The sequence below is a fragment of the Rhodococcus tibetensis genome (assembly GCF_024438035.1).
GTDB lineage: Bacteria > Actinomycetota > Actinomycetes > Mycobacteriales > Mycobacteriaceae > Rhodococcus_F > Rhodococcus_F tibetensis.
This window is the reverse complement of sequence record NZ_JANFQF010000002.1, coordinates 105409-124658: the sequence shown is the minus strand read 5'-3', so window position 1 is coordinate 124658 and position 19250 is coordinate 105409. Positions and strand designations below refer to the sequence as shown.

Sequence of the window (19250 nt, the reverse complement as noted above, 5' to 3'; positions counted from 1 at the left end):
ACCCTGATGAACGACATCCAGTACCGGCTGCCGCAGAAACGCGCACTGGTCACCGAGCTCCCCGGCCCGAAGTCGGCGGCCCTCACCGCTCGCCGCCGGGCCACCGTGGCCGCGGGCGTCGGCTCGAGCGTGCCCGTGTACGCAGCGGATGCGGACGGTGGTGTGGTCGTGGACGTCGACGGCAACTCCCTGATCGACCTCGGCTCCGGCATCGCCGTCACCAGCGTGGGAGCCTCCGATCCCGCTGTGGCCGAGGCGGTTCGGGAACAGGTCGGGCACTTCACCCACACCTGCTTCATGGTGACCCCGTATGAGGGTTACGTGCGGGTCGCGGAGGAACTCGCCGCCCTCACCCCCGGGGATCACGAGAAGCGCACCGTTCTCTTCAACTCGGGCGCCGAAGCGGTGGAGAACGCGATCAAGGTCGCTCGCCTCGCCACCGGCCGCGATGCCGTCGTCGCGTTCGACCATGCCTACCACGGTCGCACCAACCTGACGATGGCCTTGACCGCCAAGTCGATGCCCTACAAAGCCCACTTCGGTCCGTTCGCTCCCGAGGTGTACCGCCTCCCGATGTCGTACCCGTACCGAGATCAGGACGGACTGACCGGCGAGCAGGCCGCCCAGCGTGCCATCAGCCAGATGGAGAAGCAGATCGGCGCCGATTCACTCGCGGCGATCATCATCGAGCCGATCCAGGGTGAGGGCGGATTCATCGTTCCCGCCGAGGGATTCCTCCCCACACTGGTGGCCTGGGCGCGTGCCAACGGTGTCGTCTTCATCGCCGACGAAGTGCAGACCGGGTTCTCCCGCACCGGCGCCTGGTTCGCCTGCGAGCACGAGAACGTGGTCCCGGACATCATCACCATGGCCAAAGGTATGGCGGGCGGAATGCCGCTCTCTGCGATCACGGGACGGGCCGAACTTCTCGACAAGGTCCATCCCGGTGGACTCGGCGGCACGTACGGCGGCAACCCTGTCGCCTGTGCTGCGGCGCTCGCCGCACTCGACAGCATGCGGACATTCGACCTGCCGGGCAGGGCTCAGCGCATCGGCGACCTCGTCCTGCCGCGGTTGAAGGCCCTCGCCGCCGAGGTCGGTGTGATCGGTGACGTGCGCGGTCGCGGTGCCATGCTGGCGATGGAATTCGTCAAGCCCGGAACCACCGAACCGGACGGGGAGTTGACCAAGGCGATAGCTGCCCAGGCTCTCGAGCAGGGCGTCATCCTGTTGACATGCGGTACCTACGGCAACGTGATCCGCCTGCTTCCCCCGTTGGTGATCGGCTACGACCTGCTCGAGGACGCGTTGACGGTCATCGAGCAGATAGTCCGCTCGCTCGTCTGACCCCGTGCGCCTTTCTGGTAGCCACCACTACCAGAAAGGCGTGCGGGCGCGAAGCGCCCGAAGGAGACCACCATGACCGGCACCGGCACGTTCCATCCACTGGATCCACTGGCGGCAGAGGAATTCTCTGCTGTGGCACGCCTGCTCGCCCGTGAACACGGCGTCGCGGACGGGTGGCGTTTCGCATCGATCGAACTCGCCGAGCCGAGCAAGGCGGAGGTGGCCGCGTTCGACAGCGACGGCACTGTGCCGGACCGACGGGCTCTCGTCGTGTGCTTCGAGCGACTTTCGGGTGACACGTACAAGGCAGTGGTGTCGCTGCCGGGAGACAACGTCGTCTCCTGGCAGCACGTGCCCGGCGTGCAGGCCAACTTCACCGTCGACGAGTGGGAGGAAGCGGACGAATTCCTCCGCACCCATCCCGAGGTGATCGCGGCCCTCGCGAAGCGCGGGATCACGGACATGAGTCTGGTGTTCATGGACGTGTGGACCTACGGCGACGCGGTCACTCCGGAGAAGTACAGGGGACGCCGGCTCGGTTGGTCGGACACCTGGGTCCGAGCCGCCGAGGGAGCCAATCCCTATGCGGGTCCCGTCAACGGGTTTCATTGCGTGATCGACGTCAATGCCATGGAACTGCTCGAGATCGAGGACACGTTCAGCGTCGAACGCCCCGAGGTCATGGGTGAGTATGTGCCCCGGCACATTCCCGAGCGCATCCGTCGTGCCAGTACCCGGGAACCGTTGAAGCCCCTGAACATCACCCAGTCCGAGGGGCCGTCGTTCACGCTCGAGGGCAACAAGCTCGAGTGGCAGAACTGGTCGCTGCGGGTGGGCTTCAACTACCGCGAGGGTATGACACTGCATGCGCTGACCTACAACGACAACGGCCGGGTGCGCTCGATCGCGAATCGCCTCTCGCTCGCCGAGATGGCCGTGCCCTACCGCGACACCAGCCCGGACCACTACCGCCGCACCGCCTTCGACATCGGCGAATGGGGCATCGGCTTCATGACCACGTCGCTGACCCTGGGTTGCGACTGCCTCGGTGAGATCCGCTACCTCGACGCCGTGCTGCACGACAGCAAGGGTCAGCCGTACACGATCCCGAACGCCATCTGCATCCACGAGGAGGACAACGCCGTCCTGTGGAAGCACGTCGACCACGACGCCGGCGCAGAAGTACGGCGAATGCGCCGCCTCACCGTGTCGTTCCACGTCACGGTCGCCAATTACGAGTACCTGATCTACTGGCGGTTCTATCAGGACGGCAACATCGAATGCGAGGTCCGCGCCACCGGGATCATGGTGGTCAGCCACGTCCCACCCGGTGAGAGCAATCCGAGCGGCACGCTGGTCGACCAACGCACTGTTGCGCCGTTCCACCAGCACTTCCTGGTCGCCCGACTCGACCTCGACGTCGACGGCACCGACAACACGGTGTACGCCTCCGAGACCGAGGTGGTGCCGATCGGACCGGACAACCCGTACGGACTCGCGCTGCGGCAGAGGAACACTGCACTGCGCACGGAACTCGAGGGGCGCCAGGACTACGACTGGCAGAGCCAGCGGGCATGGAAAGTCGTCAACGACAACGTTCGTACCGGCCTCGGGACTCCACCCGCCTACAAGCTCGTGCCGGGCGGTGCGATCCCGTCGATGTTCGATCCGAGTTCGCCCATTCTCCAGCGCACGGGCGCGATCGAGCACACACTCTGGGTGACGCCAAACTCACCGGACGAACGTTGGCCTGCAGGCGAATTCGTCAACCAGAGCGCGTCGGGCAGCGGACTACCGGCGTGGACCGCGGCAAACCGGCCGATCGAGAACGCCGATGTCGTCCTCTGGTACACGTTCGGTATCCACCACATTCCCCGGCCGGAGGACTGGCCGATCATGCCCGCGGACATCGTCTCGTTCTGGCTGAAGCCGGCCGGGTTCTTCGACCGCAATCCCGCCCTCGACCTCGCCCCCACCCCGGAGGCGTGCGATGACCATCCCACCCACCACGAGGACTCCCATGACTGATTTTCAGCGGCTCCGCGCGACCCTGCCCACCGGCCTGTGGATCGACGGCACCCAAACCGACCCGATCGACGGCGGCACCTTCCCGGTCTACGACCCGGCCACCGGTGCCCACCTCGCCGACGTCGCGAACGCAGGCAGCAAGGACGCGCTCCACGCCCTCGATTCCGCCGCCGCAGTACAGGAAGAATGGGCCGCGACCGCACCCCGGCAACGGTCGATCATCCTGCGGTCCGCGTGGGAAAACGTCATCGAACGCACCGAAGACCTCGCCCTGCTGATGACCATGGAAATGGGCAAGGCACTACCCGAGAGCCGCGGCGAGGTGAACTACGGCGCCGAGTTCCTGCGCTGGTTCAGCGAGGAAGCCGTCCGCATCCAGGGCCGCTACACCACCTCCCCGTCCGGTACCGGGCGGATCATGGTCACCAAGGTCCCCGTCGGACCCACCCTCGCCGTCACCCCCTGGAACTTTCCCCTCGCCATGGGCACCCGCAAGATCGGCCCCGCCCTCGCCGCCGGCTGCACCATCATCGTCAAGCCCGCCGAGGACACCCCACTGACCATGCTGCTGCTCGCCGAGATCTTCGCCGAAGCCGGACTCCCCGCCGGAGTGCTCTCGGTGCTGCCCACCCTCGACGCCGCCGCGGTCACCGAACCGCTCCTCGCCGATCCGCGACTGCGGAAGGTCACGTTCACCGGATCCACCCGGGTCGGCAAGATCCTCATCGAACAGTCCGCCCAACAGGTCCTGCGCACCTCGATGGAACTCGGCGGCAACGCCCCGTTCGTCGTCTTCGACGACGCCGACATCGACGCTGCCGTCGACGGGGCGATGGCCGCGAAGATGCGCAACGGCGGCGAGGCCTGCACCGCCGCCAACCGCCTGATCGTCGCCAACTCGGTACGCGAAGAATTCACCACCAAACTCACCGACCGCATCGCCGCACTCACCGTCGGACCCGGCACCGAAGAAGGCACCCACGTCGGCCCCCTCGTCAACGACAAGCAACGCCGCAACGTCGCATCCCTGGTCGACGACGCCGTCGCCGCGGGCGCCCGGGTCCGCACCGGCGGCAAGACCATCGACGGCCCCGGCTACTTCTTCGAGCCCACCGTCCTCGACGAGGTACCCGCCGGAGCCCGCATCATCCGCGAGGAAATCTTCGGACCCGTCGCCGCCATCACCGGCTTCGACACCGAAGCCGAAGCAATAGCAGCCGCGAACGACACCGAATACGGGCTCGCCGCCTACATTTACACCCAACACCTCGACCGCGCACTGCGCGTGGCCGACAAACTCGAGAGCGGCATGGTCGGCGTCAACCGCGGAGTCATCTCCGACGTCGCCGCCCCCTTCGGCGGCATCAAGCAATCCGGCCTCGGCAGCGAAGGCGGCACCGAAGGCATCGAGGAATACCTCGAGACCAAATACGTCGGCTTCGCGTAATCCACCCTCCCCGAGACAGATCGGAACCGTCATCATGCGTTTGGTCGTTGGATATCTCGCCACCCCGAGCGGGGAGGACGGTCTGGCCCTCGGGACGCAGCTCGCCCGCAGTCTCGGCGCACAGCTCGACATCTGCATGGTGCTCCCGCCGGACCGCACGGTCCCGGCGAGAGTTCCGGCAAAAACCGGCTACGACGACATCCTCGCCGCCCGCGCCCAGCGCTGGCTGGACGAGGCGAAGTCGTCGGTGCCGAGCGACCTCGACGTGGAAGTCCACCTGAGCTTTCACGAATCATTCGCCCAGGGTCTGCTCGACGAGGTGTCCCGGCTCGGCGCACAGGCCATCGTCGTCGGCGCCGCCGGCGACGGACTACTGGGGCGGCACTCCGTCGGATCCGTGTCGACGGAGCTGTTGCACTCCGCACACGTTCCGCTGGCTCTGGCGCCGCGCGGTGCCCGGCATTCCACGGCCAAGCAGATCCGGGAGATCACCTGCGCGCTCGGCACCCGTACCGGCGCCGATGTCCTGCTGCGAACCGCGGCCAAGACCAGCGAGCTCATGCAGGCACCCCTACGCTTGGTGTCGCTGGTGGCACTTGACCCGCAGAACGACCTCCGCGATCACCGTGACACCCCGGAGGACATTCGCGAACGCGCCGTCGCCCACGCGCAGAGCACCCTCGACGCGGCGCGATCCGTGTTGCCCGAGGAGTTTCCGATCTCCGTGCTGATCGCCGACGGATCCACGGTGGAATCGGCGGTTCGCACACTCGACTGGCAGGACGGCGACCTCGTCATGGTCGGCTCCAGCCGCCTCGCCCAACCTCATCGACTGTTCCTGGGCTCCACCGCCGCCAAGATGCTCCGCGTCCTGCCGGTACCCATGGTCGTCGTACCGAAGCAGGAGTTCCCGCACAGTGCGTAAACCTTCCACCACACCCGCCCCGGATCCACGCTTGTTCCCCACCGGAGGTTCGACCATGACGAACGACGAAGCCGCACAGGCGTCCCGCGAGGGCGGGGTGAGCGCCAAGGGCCTGGCCACCGGCACGGTCGGCACACTGTCCGGCGCGATTCTCGGAATCTCCTCCGTCGCACCCGGTTACACCCTGACGGCGAGCATCGGACTGATCGTTGCCGCGGTGGGATTGAAGATGCCCGCCATCTTCATCGCCGGGTTCATTCCCATGTTCCTCACGGCCTACGCCTACCGTGAGTTGAACTCCGAATCCCCGGACTGCGGGGCGTCGTTCACCTGGTCCACCAAGGCGTTCGGTCCCTACGTCGGGTGGATGTGCGGCTGGGGAATGGTGATCGCCACCATCATCGTGCTGTCGAATCTCGCGGCGATTGCCGTCCAGTTCTTCTACCTGTTCATCGCCCGACTGTTCGACAGTCCGGGCATCGCTGATCTACCCGGCAACAAATTCGTCAACGTCGGCACCACGCTCGTCTTCATCGCTCTCGCGACCTGGATCGCCAGCCGCGGCATCACCACCAGCGAGCGCCTGCAGGTCGCACTCGTCGGCTTCCAGATGGTGCTCCTCATCACCTTCGCCGTAGTCGCACTGGTTCATGTGGGAGCAGGTGACTCCCCGGCGAGCCTGTCGTTCGACCTCAGCTGGTTCGATCCGTTCTCCGGACTGGCGATCGGCGCCTTCGTCATCGGTGTCACCGGTTCGATCTTCGCCTTCTGGGGATGGGACACCTGCCTGACCCTCGGAGAGGAATCGAAGAACCCCAAGAAGACTCCCGGTCGCGCGGGACTGCTGTGCGTGGCGACGATCCTGTTGACTTACCTGCTGGTCTCGGTCGCGGCGATGATGTACGCGGGTGTCGGAGAAGAGGGACTCGGCCTCGGTAACCCGGACAACTCCGAGAACGTGTTCGGCGCTCTCGCGGATCCCGTACTCGGCAACTGGGGCGGCATGCTGCTGTTCCTCGCGGTGTTCGTCTCCTCGGTCGCGAGCCTGCAGACCACCTTCCTCCCGGCAGCTCGCACGATGCTGGCCATGGGTGCCTACGGCGCATTCCCCAAGAAGCTCGCCGAGGTGTCCCCCCGCTTCCTGGTGCCGTCCTACGCCACCGTCGTTGCCGGTGTCGTGACGGCCGTGTTCTACACGGTGGTCACGTTCCTGTCCGAGAGCGCCCTGCTCGACACCATTGCCGCACTCGGCATCATGATCTGCTGGTACTACGGCATCACCGCGTTCGCCTGCGTGTGGTACTTCCGGGGACGGCTGTTCACCAGCGTCCGCAACGCCGTCTTCCGCTTCGCGTTCCCCCTGTTGGGCGGACTGATGTTGCTCGCGGTGTTCGTCATCTCGGTCGACGAGAGCATGGACCCCGAAAACGGTAGCGGCGCGCAGATCGGCGGAATCGGACTCGTGTTCTACCTCGGATTCGGCATTCTTCTTCTCGGTGCCGTCCTGATGGTGATCATGCGTTTCCGCAACCCCGAATTCTTCCAGGGCAGGACCCTCACGCGGGAGACGTCGGCGCTGCGAGACGAGGGCGACCTTGCGTCGGAGCCTGTGCCACCAAGCCTGCGATGAGAGTGCGCAGCCCGAACTCGAATGCTGCATCGGCCCGTCCGGGGTTCGGCCCGGAAGTGGCAAGCGCTGCCCGCATCGACTCGTTCGCCTCGGGGGCAGTCGCCCACACCACTTCAGGAGCGGCGAGGTCGAGCGCGGAGCCCAGAACGAAGCTGTCAACCGTCGTGATGGCGTGCAGGACTTCCTCCGGCGAGAATCCGCCCTCCGAAAATGCCTGCGCCAGAGCGTTGTACAGCCCGAACGCCACACCGGACTGTACCGTGTGCGCGGTGAACAGCGGAATCAGCCGAGGATGCTCGGCGTAATTGCGCCGATACTCGCGCGCCAGGCCGGCCACCGTCTCGCTCCACTTGCCGTCGGGGCCGGTCACCACGATGCCCGCCATCACGCGGGCACGCATCAATTCGATGATCTCCGCCCTCCCGGACACATGGTTGTACAGCGAGGAGGGCCGCACCTTCAGCCGTTCGGCGAGACCCGGCATCGTGAAGTCACCGGTGAGGTCGACCATGCGAATGGCCGCTTCCGTGATGATCTCCGGTGACAGCAGCCGCTGTGATGGCCGAGGCATGAGTGCGCCCTTCTGGTCGATGTTTCGCTGCCGACGACAGAGTCGAACGAGAAAAAAATCGAAGTCGACTCGTCCCACCCCTTGATCGCCGAGCATTCACCCACCATACTTAACGAATCTAATTCGTTTTAGGCACTCGCCGAACCGGACATCCGAGGACCACAATGTTGACGATCACCACACCGACCCCTCCCGAGCCGCTCACGAGGACGCCCCTCACAAGCACACAGAAGACCCAACGCAGCCTGCTGCGCGTCGGGCTGGTGCAGCACCGGTGGCACGAGGACGAGCAGGAACTACGCGCCGAACTCGACGAGGGAATCGCTACGGCCGCACGCCTCGGAGCCCAGGTCGTGTTCCTCCCCGAGCTGACACTCAGTCGCTATCCCGCATTCGTGGAAGGCGGCGCCAACCCCGGCCGCCAGGCTGAAGACCTCCTCACTGGCCCCACCTTCATCTTCGCCGCCAAGGCCGCGGCCGAACACGGGATCCCCGTGCACGCCTCGCTCTACGAGCGCGACGACCGCGAGAACGGGGAGAGCTACGACGACGGCCTCGGTTTCAACACGGCCATCCTCGTGGCGCCGTCCGGCCGACTGCTGGCACGCACCCGCAAACTACACATTCCCGTGACCGCCGGCTATTACGAAGACACCTATTTCCGCGGCGGACCTGCCGCCGATCCGTACCCGGTGCACACTGCGCTGGGCGATGTGAAACTCGGCCTGCCGACCTGCTGGGACGAGTGGTTCCCCGAGGTGGCTCGTGCGTATTCGCTCGGTGGCGCAGAGGTTCTCGTGTATCCCACCGCGATCGGCTCCGAGCCCGACTTCCCGAAGTTCGATACCCAGCCCCTGTGGCAACAGGTGATCGTCGGAAACGGTATCGCCAACGGCACGTTCATGGTGGTTCCCAACCGCCACGGCAACGAAGGCCTCATCACGTTCTACGGGTCGTCGTTCATCTCCGATCCGTACGGCCGCATCCTCGTTCAGGCACCCCGCGACGAGTCCGCGGTTCTGGTGGCCGACCTCGACCTCCAGCAGCGAGAGGACTGGCTCGCACTGTTCCCGTTCCTCACCACGAGACGGCCCGACACCTACGGCCGTCTCATCGAGCCGGTCGATCACGCCTCCCCCCTCGGGAAAGCCTGATGACCTGGCGCATGCCCGCGGAGGGCGAACCCCACGAGCGCACCTGGATGGCCTTTCCGAGCGAGGGATACTCGCTGGGGGACACTCCCGCAGCACGACACGAGGCACGCAGCACGTGGGCCGCGGTCGCGCACGCGGTCGCCCGGTTCGAACCCGTCACCGTCGTGATCGACCCGGACGAAATTGCCGTCGCGAGGGAGTATCTCTCCCCCGGCATCGACGTCGTCGAGGCACCACTGAACGACGCCTGGATGCGGGACATCGGTCCCACCTTCGTGCTGTCCGAGGACGGCAGGCTGGGCGGGGTCGACTGGGTGTTCAACGGGTGGGGCGGTCAGGACTGGGCCCGGTGGGACCGCGACTCGAAGATCGGCAGGCTGGTGATCGATCGGTCCGGCGCCGAACTCGTCGAGTCGACGCTCGTCAACGAGGGCGGCGGCATACAGGTGGACGGCCTCGGCACCGTACTGGTCACCGAGACCGTGCAACTCGACCCCGGCCGTAACCCGGGACTGTCCAAAGCTGATGTCGAGGCCGAACTCGCGCGCACCCTCGGCGCCACGAAAGTCATCTGGCTGCCCCGGGGTCTCACCCGCGATTCCGACATTTACGGCACGCGCGGACACGTCGACATCGTGGCCGCAGTCGCGTCGCCCGGGGTCCTGCTCGTCCACGACCAGCGCGATCCGGAACACCCCGACTTCGAGGTCAGCAAGGCCGTCATCGACCTGCTGAAGCAGACCACGGATGCCCGCGGCGAATCCTGGCAGATCATTCCGGTGCCGGCACCGACCGTGCTCCGTGACGCCGAGGGATTCGTCGACTACAGCTACATCAACCATTTCGTCGTCAACGGTGGCGTGATTGCCTGCAGTTTCGGCGATCCCGCTGACGAGGAGGCAGCCGCGATCCTCTCGGCCGCTTACCCTGGCCGCGAAGTGGTGACCGTCGATGCCCGGCCCCTCTTCGCCCGCGGCGGCGGAATCCACTGCATCACGCAGCACCAGCCCGCCGGACGCTGACGCACCTAGCGCCTGCGCCGCATGAAGTCGCTGACCACTGCCGCGCCGAGACCGTCCAAGCCAGGTGCGACGACCCGTCCGCCGACGCGTTCGGCCATGCGATCCACCACCCGCGCCAGGCCGGGGTCGTCGCCGAGCCGGAAGAACGTCACATGGGCGCCGAGCCGGGCGAGGGTGTCGAGTTCACGCACCGTCAGGCCCAGCGTGCGCGGGCTCGGGGGGTAGTCGAAGTACGCGAAACCGTCCGGCTCGAGATGCGCCGTCGGCTCACCGTCGGTGACGATCAGGACCACCGGCTGCGCGTTCGGATGCCGGCGCAGATGCCGCGCCGCCAGTAGCAGCGCGTGGTGCAGGTTGGTGCCCTGATCCCACGCGCCGTCCAAGCCGGCCAGTTCCGACGGCGTCAGTACCTGTGCGTGACGGCCGAACGAGATGAGCTGCAGCTCGTCGCTGCGAAAACGGGTGCTGATCAGGTGATTCAGTGCCAGTGCGGTGCGCTTCATGGGCACCCACCGGCCCTCCATGACCATCGAGAAGGAGGTGTCGACGAGGAGCGCGACCGCCGCCTGCGACCGCTGCTCGGTTTCCATCACCTCCACGTCGGACACGGTCAACCGGACCGGAACACGGGGTCGCTTCGACACCTCGGCCGCCGCCCGCAACACGGCATTCGTGATGGTGCGGGTCACGTTCCACGGCTCGGTGTCCCCGAACGCCCATTCGCGGGACGCTCCCGTCGGCTCCCCCATTGCACCGGCCCGCCGGGTTTCCCGCTGTCCTCCACGTGAGGACAGTTGCTGCGCGACATCACGTAGCGCCGTCTGCCCGAGTTGCCGCATCGCCTTGGGAGATAGCCGCCACTGACCATCCGCACCGCGGTCGAAGAACCCCTGATCGCGCAGCGCCTTCTCCAGGTCGGCCAGTGTCCGCGCGTCCGCCGCCGCTTCGTCGCCGAGTTGCCGGGCCAATGCCTCCGCGTCGATGTCGTCGAGTGCCGCCCCCGCGTACTGCTGCGACAGCTGTTCGGCGAGCGATTCGAGCTCGGCGATGTCCTGCAACGCACCGGTCCCCTCACCCAGGCCCATGCCCTGGTCGCCGCGGAACCGTTGCGAGCCCTGCCAGTCCTCACCCGGCCGGGCGGCCTGCAGGTGCTGATCGAGCCGGTCCAACTGGCCGATCAGGGACGGGTCGCCGAAGGCCTGCTGGGCCAGCGCGTCCAGTTCGTCGCGCTGTTCCTGCGACAGCGAGTTCCGCAGGCGTTGCGCTGCCGCGGCGCGCTCGGCCAGCGAATCGAGCAACTCCTCGACGTTCTGTGGGTTCTCAGGGAAGTACTCGCCGTGCTTGTCCATGAAGTCGTCGAACTGTTCCTGGGTGTCCTCCCCCCGGGCATGCTTGTCGAGCAGTTCGTTGAGATCGGTGAGCATCTCCCGGATGCGTTCGCGGTCTTCCTCGGTCGCACCCTCGAGTGCCTGTTTCATGCCCGCGAATCGTTGATCGAGCATCTCCCGACCCAGCAGGTCCCGGATCTTCTCGTAGTCGGCGCGCGCGTCGGAGCTACGCCAATCGTAATCGGCCAACTCCTGCACGGCCTGCGCCGTCGACGGCGGTAGTTCCGCCAACCGCATCTCCGCGAAACGCGCATCGTCGTCGAGTGCGCGGGCCAGTGTCTTGCGTTCCTCGAGAACGGCGTGGTCGAGGAGTTCTCGCACCTCTTCCAGAGTGCCGCTCAGGTTGTTCCGTTTCAACAGTTCACGCCTGCGCCGATTGGCTTCGGCTGCAAGATCGTCCAACCCCCGCATGTTCCGATTGCCACGGCGGAGCATCTCCCGCAGCGCCTGACGCGGCGAACTGCCCGACAGCACGTCGTCGCCGATCGCGGCCAGGGCCTCCCGCAGGTCGACGGGCGGCGCGAGCGGATCACCACCTTCGTACGGCCCGTACCGCGCATTGTGCGACCCGCGCTCCGCCTTGCGGGTCATTACGAATACACCGTCTGGCCGTTGACGTCGGGGTTCTTGGAGATGCGCCGCGCCAGATACAGCCCCTCGAGCGCGAACTCGGCGGCCGCGGCGCGCTCCCCATCGGATTCGGCGCCCAGCCGCTCGGCGAGTTCGTCCAGTACGTCGAGTTCTGGCAGCTCGTTCAGAAGCACCTTGGCGGTGATTCGCTCACCGGTGACGACAGGCTCGCCCTGTTCGACCGCGGCGACCAACGGGGCCAGATCGATGCCGCCGAGCCTCGCCCGCACGGTGTCGGCCGTTGCGCGGCGCAGCAGGTGTTCGAGAACCTCGATCTCCCGACCTTCCTCACCGGACTCGAATTCGACCTTGCCCCTCAGCACGTCGACAACGGTCTCGAGGTCCACCGGCCTCGCCACCGGGTCGGCCTCGCCGAGAACAGCTCCCCGATGGACGGCCGCGGCACTGACGGTCTCGGCCCCGGCAACCGCGAACCGCGCAGACACACCCGACCGCTGGTCGACCGACGTCGACTCGCGTAGCAGGCGGGTGAATCGCGCCAGAATCTCGAGCAGATACTCGGGCACCTCGGCGAGGAGGTGCGCCTCCTGAAGGATCACCTCGACCTCGTCTTCGAGATGGTTCGGATAGTGGGTACGGATCTCGGCGCCGAACCGGTCCTTGAGCGGAGTGATGATGCGACCACGGTTGGTGTAGTCCTCCGGGTTCGCGCTCGCCACCAGCAGAACGTCCAGGGGAAGCCGAAGGGTGTACCCGCGAACCTGAATGTCACGTTCCTCCATGACGTTGAGCAGCGACACCTGGATCCGCTCGGCAAGGTCGGGAAGTTCGTTGATGGCGACGATGCCGCGGTGAGCACGCGGAACCAGCCCGAAGTGAATGGTCTCGGGGTCGCCGAGGCTGCGACCTTCCGCGACTTTGACGGGGTCGACGTCACCGACGAGGTCCGCTACCGAGGTGTCGGGCGTCGCGAGCTTCTCCGAATACCGTTCGCTGCGGTGCCGCCACAGGACGGGCAGGGCGTCACCCAGTTCTTGGGCCCGCCGGATGGACGCCGGGGTGATGGGCTCATAGGGATGCTCCCCGAGTTCGGAACCGGCGATCACCGGAGTCCATTCGTCGAGGAGCAGGTTGAGTGTGCGGAGGAGTCGTGTCTTGCCCTGACCGCGTTCGCCGAGGAGCACCACGTCGTGCCCGGCGATCAGTGCACGCTCGAGTTGCGGAGACACCGTCTCCTCGAACCCGACGATCCCGGGCCACGGATCACGTCCGTCACGCAGGGCCGCGAGCAGATTCTCGCGGATTTCTTCCTTGACGGTGCGTTGAACATGGCCCGACTCGCGGAGCTCGCCGAGTGTGGAAGGTCTCTGTTGCGATGACGTCACCACTCCAAGCTACGAGTGTTCGAGACAATCGGCACGCGCTGACGTGCACAGGTGGCGAGATTTCGTCATCGCCCCGTCACGCGTACGCGACTGAACCGACTGTCGCCGCGCTGTCGAGCGCCTGCCACGCGACGTCGTAACGCTTGCGTGTCATCTCGTCCGCGTCGGCGAGAAGAGCTTCCAGGAGCGATCTCGGATCGTCTCGCCACGACTGCACCGTTTCGGCCACGGCGCGGTTGCCGAACAACCCGGTGCGGGCGAGGGCGGAGGCCCATTCGTCGAACTCGCCGCGATGAATGCGCTCGACGGCATCGCCGTGGAAAGCCGCGTCCACGAAATCGAGCGAGAAGATGGCGGCGACATAACCACCCGAGTTCAGCTGGACGACGTTCATGGCGTGACACCTTCCTGGAGTCGGAGCTCGTCCCGGCGCGCTGCCGGTGCGAGATTTGCTGACCTGAACGCTATTCGCGCTTCTTGTGAGCACTGTGTTGCTTCTCTGAGAAGACAGTTCGGCTCGCACCTCGCGACGGCTCGCCCGAAACTGGTAGACAGTCCCCATGCCTGACACCGAGATCACGTTCGAGAGCGGTGCCGTCACCTACTACGGCAGCCTGCGCTCCCCCGAGCACGCGACCGGGAAGGCCGCGCCCGGAGCCTTGCTGCTCGCCGGTAGCGGACCCACCGATCGGAACGGTGACAGCGGCCTACTCCCCGGCGACATCGGTACCCTCCGCTTTCTCGCCGATCTCCTCGAGCAGCACGGCATCGTCAGCCTCCGCTACGACAAGATCGGCAGCGGGAGAACCGCTCTCGGCCCCTACGAGGTGGAAGAGATCGGCGACCTCGGCTTCAACACCTTCGTCGACGCCGCATCGGCCGGGCTGGACTACCTTGCGGCGCAGCCCGGCGTGGACCCGTCGAGGCTCTTCGTCATCGGTCACAGCGACGGCGGACTCGTCGCTCTGGCACTCGCCACCGCAGCGGGTGAGAACCGGGTACGTGCCGTGGGGCTCCTCGAACCGCTGAGCGTTCGCCTCCTCGACCTGCTCACTACTCAGATTTCCGCCCAGCTCGACACCGTTGTAGGTGCCGGGCAGTTGCCGGTGGAACTGGCGGACGAGCTCCGGCTCGCGCTCGCCGACACCGTCGAGTCGCTACGCGCAGACGGGACGATCCCCGACAACCTGCCCGAGCCCCTGCAGAACGCTGGACTGGTCCACGCCAATGCGAAAGCCCTCGCCGAGGAGGACGCGCTCGACCCCCGCGCGCTCGCCGGCCGCCTCCCCACCGGCTTCCCGGTCCTGACCAGTTGCTCGGCGAAAGACGTCCAGGTGCAGGTTGCCGACGTCGATCGACTCGACGAAGCACTGGCGCACACCGCTCTCACCTCGGTGCGCATGGTGAACGCCAGCCACGTCCTCAAGGACGTGGGTGACCGCCCGTCCACAGGCCCCGATTACGTTGAGCCTCTCCCCTATTCGTCGGAGTTCGCCGAGCCGTTCAGCGCCTGGGTGGCCGACCTGTAATCAGTTCGGCCGGACGTCGTTCAGCATCGTCATCAACGTCCGCGCCAGATCGGAGACGAGTCCCAGGTTCTCGTCGTCGACCAGATCCTCGAGGCCGTCCACTCCATCGACCTCGAGAAGCGGCCTCAGCGTCTGCAGTAACCGCGACAGTTCCGTCGACTCCCCGGACGGTCCCGGTGCGGAGGGCGTCGTGGTTTTCGGTGTGGTCGTCGTCGTGCTCGGTGCGGTGGCTGACGTCGTGGTCGTGGTCGTGGTCGAGCTCGTGTTCTGCGAGGCCGCGGCCGACGGAGCCTTCGCTGTCGTGGTGGTGCTGGGCGACTCCGTCGACGAGGACACGCCAGCGGTCGGAGTGGCGGAGGAAGTGGTGGTCGCGTCCGCTTCCGTGGTCGCGGCGGCCGACTGCACGGCGTCGAGTTCGGATGCGGCGGACGACCCTGTCAGCAAATAGGTGACGATGCCCGTGGTGATGGCAATCGCGTGCTTCAACTGACCGTCGGCACTCTCGAGCTGGGCCGCATCCTCCGGATGGGAACCGTTGCCCATCTCGACGAACACCAGCGGCACCTTCGCGAGCGCCGGCCCTGCCACGTCGGCACGGGTCTGGATTCCGTCCGCCACGCCCGCGTAGTTGGCGGGCACGAATCCGTCGGCCACATAGGCGTCGCGCATAGCTTTGGACGCCTCGAGGCCGCCCCCGGACTGTGCCGCGTTCGCCTCCGCGTCCGGAATCGGCAAGGTGGGGACGATCAGGTGGAAGCCGTGCTTGCCGGCGTCCTCACCCTGAGCCGTCGAGTCGGCGTGAATGCTCACCGCCACGTCGGCGTTCGATTCGCTTGCCGCGTGCGCTCTTTCGTCAACACACCCACCCCAGCCCGTGTCGTTCTGGCGGCTCTGCACCACCGATGCACCCAAGGTCTCGAGGCTGCTCTTCACCAGCTGCGCAACGTTCCAGTTGATCGTGTGCTCCGGCACCCCGCCCAGTGAGGTCATTCCACTCGTCTGGCAATCCTTGGTGCCACCTCTGCCGTCGTCGACCTGCCGGGTCAGGTCGTGTCCCTCAGCCGAACCCTGATGACCGGGGTCGAGGAAGACCGTGAGGTCGGCCAGTTCGGTGCCGGTCACTGTCGGCGCCGGATCCGGCTGCGCCGACACATGCGCGGGAATGAGCACGGAAGCGCCGAGGACGCAGGCACCGAGGCCGGCCTTGATTGCAGTTCTGTTCATACCGGGGATGGGCGCACGTCGCAGTGCGGGCGCCACTCTCCTTCCACAGGTGCCACACGAGTCACATCAGCCCCGAGTGAAGCAGCTGCATCGGTCGAATGTGCCGCTCGAAACCGAATCGAGAGCAACCTGTGACCGAAGGGGCAATCGAGCGAAAGTGAACAGGGCGGCAACTTCGCAGGAAGAATCGCTGCTCAGCCCAGCAGTCCGCGCAGCGGGCCCGATAATGGAAGTGCACACCCTCGACCCCGTGCTGTACGGTCATCTACCAACCAGCAACGCCACGCAGAAAGGTACGGACATGATGCAGCTTCACGCTCTCTTCGCATCCGTACCCGCATGGCGTCACTGCACCGCCGACAAGCACATCTCCAAGTACGGCGCACCCCGAGAATGACGAGATTCCATCCAGTTCTTCTCGGGCACCCAGGGCAAACCCCTCGGGTGCCTTTTCTTTTACCCTTCACCTGCAGGAGCACTCCATGAAACTTCGGATCAACCAACTGTCCACCGAACCCCCATATCTGGGCCTACCCGACGACCTGACCGGATACGCGGTCACGCTCGACCTCTCGCACTGCGACGCCGCCCACGAAGCGGCGCTCGGGGAGCTGATCAGTGAGGTCCGTAGCCGCGGTGCCGCCCGGGTCGTCATCTCCGGTTCGCCGCGCGCACTCGAAGGCACCGGCCGCGGCCACGCAGCCGCAGCCGCCTGACAACGACGAACGGGCCCCGGCATGATGCCAAGGCCCGTTCGCGACGTGCGGAACGCTAGTGCGCGAAGTGCCGCGCGCCAGTGAGGTACATGGTGATACCGGCTTCCTTGGCGGCGTCGATCACCTCGTTGTCGCGGACCGAACCGCCGGGCTGAACCACAGCCTTGACGCCGGCGCTGGCGAGGACCTGCAAGCCGTCCGGGAACGGGAAGAACGCGTCAGACGCGCCCACCGACCCGACCACCCGGTCCCCGGCCCGCTGTACCGCGAGGTGCGCGGAATCGACGCGGTTGACCTGGCCCATCCCGACGCCCACCGACGCACCGTCGCTGGCGAGCAGAATGGCATTGGACTTCACCGAACGGCACGCCCGCCAAGCGAACTCGAGATCTTTCAGGGTCTGCTCGTCGGCAGCGTCACCGACGGCGAGAGTCCAGTTGGCCGGATCGTCACCGTCGGCGTCGAGAACGTCGCGTTCCTGGAGCAGCGCTCCCCCGGACACCGGACGCAGTTCGATTCCTGTCGGGTTCGGCGCCTGCGCGAGAAGAACGCGAATGTTCTTTTTCCGCTGCAGCACACCGAGTGCGCCGTCTGCGTACGACGGCGCGATGATCACCTCGGTGAAGATCTCCGCGACCTGCTCCGCCATCTCGACCGTGACCTCACGGTTCGCGGCAATGACGCCGCCGTACGCGCTCACCGGATCACAGGCGTGCGCCTTGCGGTGCGCCTCGGCGATGTCGCCGCCCACTGCGATGCCACAGGGGTTCGCGTGCTTGATGATCGCAACGGCGGGAGCGCTGAAGTCGAAAGCGGCACGCCAGGCAGCGTCACCGTCGGTGTAGTTGTTGTACGACATTTCCTTGCCGTGCAGTTGCTCCGCCTGAGCGAGGCCCGCGGAAGCGGCGGGATTCACGTACAGCGCCGCGGCCTGGTGCGGGTTCTCGCCGTACCGCAGCACCGCCGAACGGTCCCACGTGGCGCCCGCCCACTCGGGGAACTGCGAATCACCACGTTCGACCCGTGTGGACGTCATCCAGCTCGCCACGGCGACATCGTACGACGCGGTGTGCTGGAAAGCCTGCGCAGCGAGAGCAGTCCGCTCACCGAGCGTGAAGCCACCCTCGGCAACCGCCGCGAGCACGTCCTCGTAGCGGGCGGGATCGACGACAACCGCAACGGACGGGTGGTTCTTCGCGGCAGCGCGGACCATGGACGGGCCGCCGATGTCGATTTGCTCCACGCACTCGTCGGGAGTTGCGCCCGAGGCCACCGTCTGGGTGAACGGGTAGAGATTCACCACCACCAGCTCGAACGCCTCGATACCGAGTTCGTCGAGCTGGGCGAGGTGCTCCGGCTTCCGGGTGTCGGCGAGAACACCGGCGTGAACCCGCGGGTGCAGGGTCTTGACGCGACCCTCGAGGCACTCGGGAAACCCCGTGAGCGCCTCCACCGGCGTGACCGGAATACCGGCGTCGGCGATCTTCGCCGCTGTCGACCCGGTCGACACCAACTCGACACCCGCCTCGTGCAGGCCGGTAGCCAGGTCGACCAGACCGGTCTTGTCGTAGACGCTGACGAGCGCTCGGCGCACAGCCTTGCGTTCACTCACTGGGGATCACGGCCTTTCGTCCATCGGATAGAACTCCACGGGTCGCGACAGCGGCGATGACGTCCGCCAACAACCGTCGCTCCACAGTCTTGATGCGCTCGTGCAGGGTCGACTCGTCGTCGCCGTCGAGCACCGGCACGGGCTCCTGCGCCAGGATCGGGCCGGTATCGACGCCGGCGTCCACGAGGTGGACGGTTGATCCAGACACCTTGACGCCGTACGCCAGCGCATCGGGCACCGCGTGTGCTCCGGGGAACGCGGGCAACAACGCCGGATGCGTGTTGATGATGCGGCCGCCGAAGCGGCCCAGGAAGGCGGGCCCGAGGATCTTCATGAATCCCGCCGACACGACGAGCGAGGGCTCGTGTGCGGCGACAGCCTCGGTGAGCGCCTCGTCCCACGCGGCGCGATCCGGGTGGTCGCGCAGGCTCACCTGAAAGTGGGCGATTCCCGCGGCGTCCGCATGGCGGGTCGCTTCGCAGTTCCGGTCGACTCCGACCGCCACGATCTCGGCGGGGTATCCACCTGCCCGGGACGCATCGATCAGCGACCGCAGCAAAGTGCCGGCACCGGATGCGAGTACGACGACCCTCGCCGGTGCCGTCGATGACGTTCCGGTCGCCGCCGTCGGCCTCAGGTGGTCACGCGAGGAAGTCAGCGCTCTACTCCTGAACAATCGAA

Annotated in this window: 16 protein-coding genes; 9 read left to right on the top strand and 7 right to left on the bottom strand. The window is 66.5% G+C overall.

Going from position 1 to position 19250, the window contains the following annotated elements:
- Nucleotides 1–6 precede the first annotated feature (6 nt).
- The 5 genes from gabT (at nt 7) to NOF53_RS03240 (ending at nt 7377) form a co-directional block, all read left to right on the top strand.
- On the top strand, nt 7–1347 hold the full coding sequence (gene gabT, locus NOF53_RS03260; protein ID WP_255965537.1) for a 4-aminobutyrate--2-oxoglutarate transaminase: 1341 nt from the start codon (nt 7–9) through the stop codon (nt 1345–1347).
- Nucleotides 1348–1419: 72 nt separating this feature from the next.
- Nucleotides 1420–3375: a primary-amine oxidase gene (locus NOF53_RS03255; protein WP_255965536.1), complete on the top strand. Its 1956-nt coding sequence runs from the start codon at nt 1420–1422 to the stop codon at nt 3373–3375.
- Nucleotides 3368–4822, top strand: coding sequence for an NAD-dependent succinate-semialdehyde dehydrogenase (locus NOF53_RS03250; protein WP_255965535.1), 1455 nt, complete (start codon nt 3368–3370; stop codon nt 4820–4822). Before NOF53_RS03255 ends, NOF53_RS03250 begins: the two co-directional genes overlap by 8 nt.
- A gap of 34 nt (nt 4823–4856) precedes the next feature.
- A complete protein-coding gene (locus NOF53_RS03245) occupies nt 4857–5747 on the top strand; it encodes a universal stress protein (RefSeq protein ID WP_255965534.1) in 891 nt (296 codons plus the stop codon).
- A 55-nt stretch (nt 5748–5802) separates the two neighbouring features.
- Nucleotides 5803–7377: an APC family permease gene (locus NOF53_RS03240; protein ID WP_255965533.1), complete on the top strand. Its 1575-nt coding sequence runs from the start codon at nt 5803–5805 to the stop codon at nt 7375–7377.
- Here the strand turns inward: NOF53_RS03240 and NOF53_RS03235 are convergent.
- The gene (locus tag NOF53_RS03235) at nt 7304–7948 is read right to left on the bottom strand and encodes a TetR/AcrR family transcriptional regulator C-terminal domain-containing protein (protein WP_255965532.1); all 645 of its coding nucleotides are present in this window, start codon (nt 7946–7948) and stop codon (nt 7304–7306) included. The two genes, NOF53_RS03240 and NOF53_RS03235, sit on opposite strands and share 74 nt — an antisense overlap.
- 164 nt (nt 7949–8112) lie before the next feature.
- On the opposite strand from NOF53_RS03235, the gene NOF53_RS03230 reads away from it, so the two are divergent.
- Both NOF53_RS03230 and NOF53_RS03225 read left to right on the top strand, forming a co-directional pair.
- Nucleotides 8113–9102: a nitrilase-related carbon-nitrogen hydrolase gene (locus NOF53_RS03230; RefSeq protein ID WP_255965531.1), complete on the top strand. Its 990-nt coding sequence runs from the start codon at nt 8113–8115 to the stop codon at nt 9100–9102.
- A complete protein-coding gene (locus NOF53_RS03225; RefSeq protein ID WP_255965530.1) occupies nt 9102–10124 on the top strand; it encodes an agmatine deiminase family protein in 1023 nt (340 codons plus the stop codon). The genes NOF53_RS03230 and NOF53_RS03225 overlap by 1 nt, the downstream gene beginning before the upstream one ends.
- Nucleotides 10125–10129: 5 nt before the next feature.
- Here the strand turns inward: NOF53_RS03225 and NOF53_RS03220 are convergent, their stop codons facing one another.
- The 3 genes from NOF53_RS03220 to NOF53_RS03210 all read right to left on the bottom strand — a co-directional run bounded on the left by NOF53_RS03220 (nt 10130) and on the right by NOF53_RS03210 (nt 13882).
- Entirely contained in the window at nt 10130–12103 is a 1974-nt protein-coding gene (locus NOF53_RS03220; protein ID WP_255965529.1) for a vWA domain-containing protein, read from the bottom strand.
- A complete protein-coding gene (locus tag NOF53_RS03215; protein WP_255965528.1) occupies nt 12103–13488 on the bottom strand; it encodes an ATP-binding protein in 1386 nt (461 codons plus the stop codon). The genes NOF53_RS03220 and NOF53_RS03215 overlap by 1 nt, the downstream gene beginning before the upstream one ends.
- Before the next feature lie 76 nt (nt 13489–13564).
- Nucleotides 13565–13882: a hypothetical protein gene (locus NOF53_RS03210; protein WP_255965527.1), complete on the bottom strand. Its 318-nt coding sequence runs from the start codon at nt 13880–13882 to the stop codon at nt 13565–13567.
- Between the two features lie 166 nt (nt 13883–14048).
- Between NOF53_RS03210 and NOF53_RS03205 the strand changes: the two genes are divergently transcribed.
- Entirely contained in the window at nt 14049–15017 is a 969-nt protein-coding gene (locus NOF53_RS03205; protein WP_255965526.1) for an alpha/beta hydrolase family protein, read from the top strand.
- Here the strand turns inward: NOF53_RS03205 and NOF53_RS03200 are convergent, their stop codons facing one another.
- Nucleotides 15018–16241 carry an N-acetylmuramoyl-L-alanine amidase gene (locus tag NOF53_RS03200; protein ID WP_255965525.1) on the bottom strand — a complete coding sequence of 408 codons (1224 nt, stop codon included), beginning with the start codon at nt 16239–16241 and terminating at the stop codon, nt 15018–15020. It lies immediately after the preceding gene.
- Between the two features lie 482 nt (nt 16242–16723).
- On the opposite strand from NOF53_RS03200, the gene NOF53_RS03195 reads away from it, so the two are divergent.
- The gene (locus NOF53_RS03195) at nt 16724–16957 is read left to right on the top strand and encodes a hypothetical protein (protein WP_255965524.1); all 234 of its coding nucleotides are present in this window, start codon (nt 16724–16726) and stop codon (nt 16955–16957) included.
- A gap of 55 nt (nt 16958–17012) precedes the next feature.
- Here the strand turns inward: NOF53_RS03195 and purH are convergent, their stop codons facing one another.
- Nucleotides 17013–18569 carry a bifunctional phosphoribosylaminoimidazolecarboxamide formyltransferase/IMP cyclohydrolase gene (purH, locus tag NOF53_RS03190; protein WP_255965523.1) on the bottom strand — a complete coding sequence of 519 codons (1557 nt, stop codon included), beginning with the start codon at nt 18567–18569 and terminating at the stop codon, nt 17013–17015.
- Nucleotides 18562–19245, bottom strand: coding sequence for a phosphoribosylglycinamide formyltransferase (gene purN, locus NOF53_RS03185; protein WP_255965522.1), 684 nt, complete (start codon nt 19243–19245; stop codon nt 18562–18564). Before purN ends, purH begins: the two co-directional genes overlap by 8 nt.
- Nucleotides 19246–19250: the final 5 nt, after the last annotated feature.

Bases quoted from the DNA above. Each gene is read 5' to 3' on its own strand.
- NOF53_RS03240 (WP_255965533.1), top strand. From the start codon at position 5,803: ATGACGAACGACGAAGCCGCACAGGCGTCCCGCGAGGGCGGGGTGAGC.
- NOF53_RS03235 (WP_255965532.1), bottom strand. From the start codon at position 7,948: ATGCCTCGGCCATCACAGCGGCTGCTGTCACCGGAGATCATCACGGAA.
- NOF53_RS03250 (WP_255965535.1), top strand. From the start codon at position 3,368: ATGACTGATTTTCAGCGGCTCCGCGCGACCCTGCCCACCGGCCTGTGG.
- NOF53_RS03220 (WP_255965529.1), bottom strand. From the start codon at position 12,103: ATGACCCGCAAGGCGGAGCGCGGGTCGCACAATGCGCGGTACGGGCCG.
- NOF53_RS03200 (WP_255965525.1), bottom strand. From the start codon at position 16,241: ATGAACAGAACTGCAATCAAGGCCGGCCTCGGTGCCTGCGTCCTCGGC.
- NOF53_RS03230 (WP_255965531.1), top strand. From the start codon at position 8,113: ATGTTGACGATCACCACACCGACCCCTCCCGAGCCGCTCACGAGGACG.
- NOF53_RS03245 (WP_255965534.1), top strand. From the start codon at position 4,857: ATGCGTTTGGTCGTTGGATATCTCGCCACCCCGAGCGGGGAGGACGGT.
- gabT (WP_255965537.1), top strand. From the start codon at position 7: ATGAACGACATCCAGTACCGGCTGCCGCAGAAACGCGCACTGGTCACC.
- NOF53_RS03255 (WP_255965536.1), top strand. From the start codon at position 1,420: ATGACCGGCACCGGCACGTTCCATCCACTGGATCCACTGGCGGCAGAG.
- NOF53_RS03210 (WP_255965527.1), bottom strand. From the start codon at position 13,882: ATGAACGTCGTCCAGCTGAACTCGGGTGGTTATGTCGCCGCCATCTTC.
- NOF53_RS03225 (WP_255965530.1), top strand. From the start codon at position 9,102: ATGACCTGGCGCATGCCCGCGGAGGGCGAACCCCACGAGCGCACCTGG.
- NOF53_RS03205 (WP_255965526.1), top strand. From the start codon at position 14,049: ATGCCTGACACCGAGATCACGTTCGAGAGCGGTGCCGTCACCTACTAC.
- NOF53_RS03195 (WP_255965524.1), top strand. From the start codon at position 16,724: ATGAAACTTCGGATCAACCAACTGTCCACCGAACCCCCATATCTGGGC.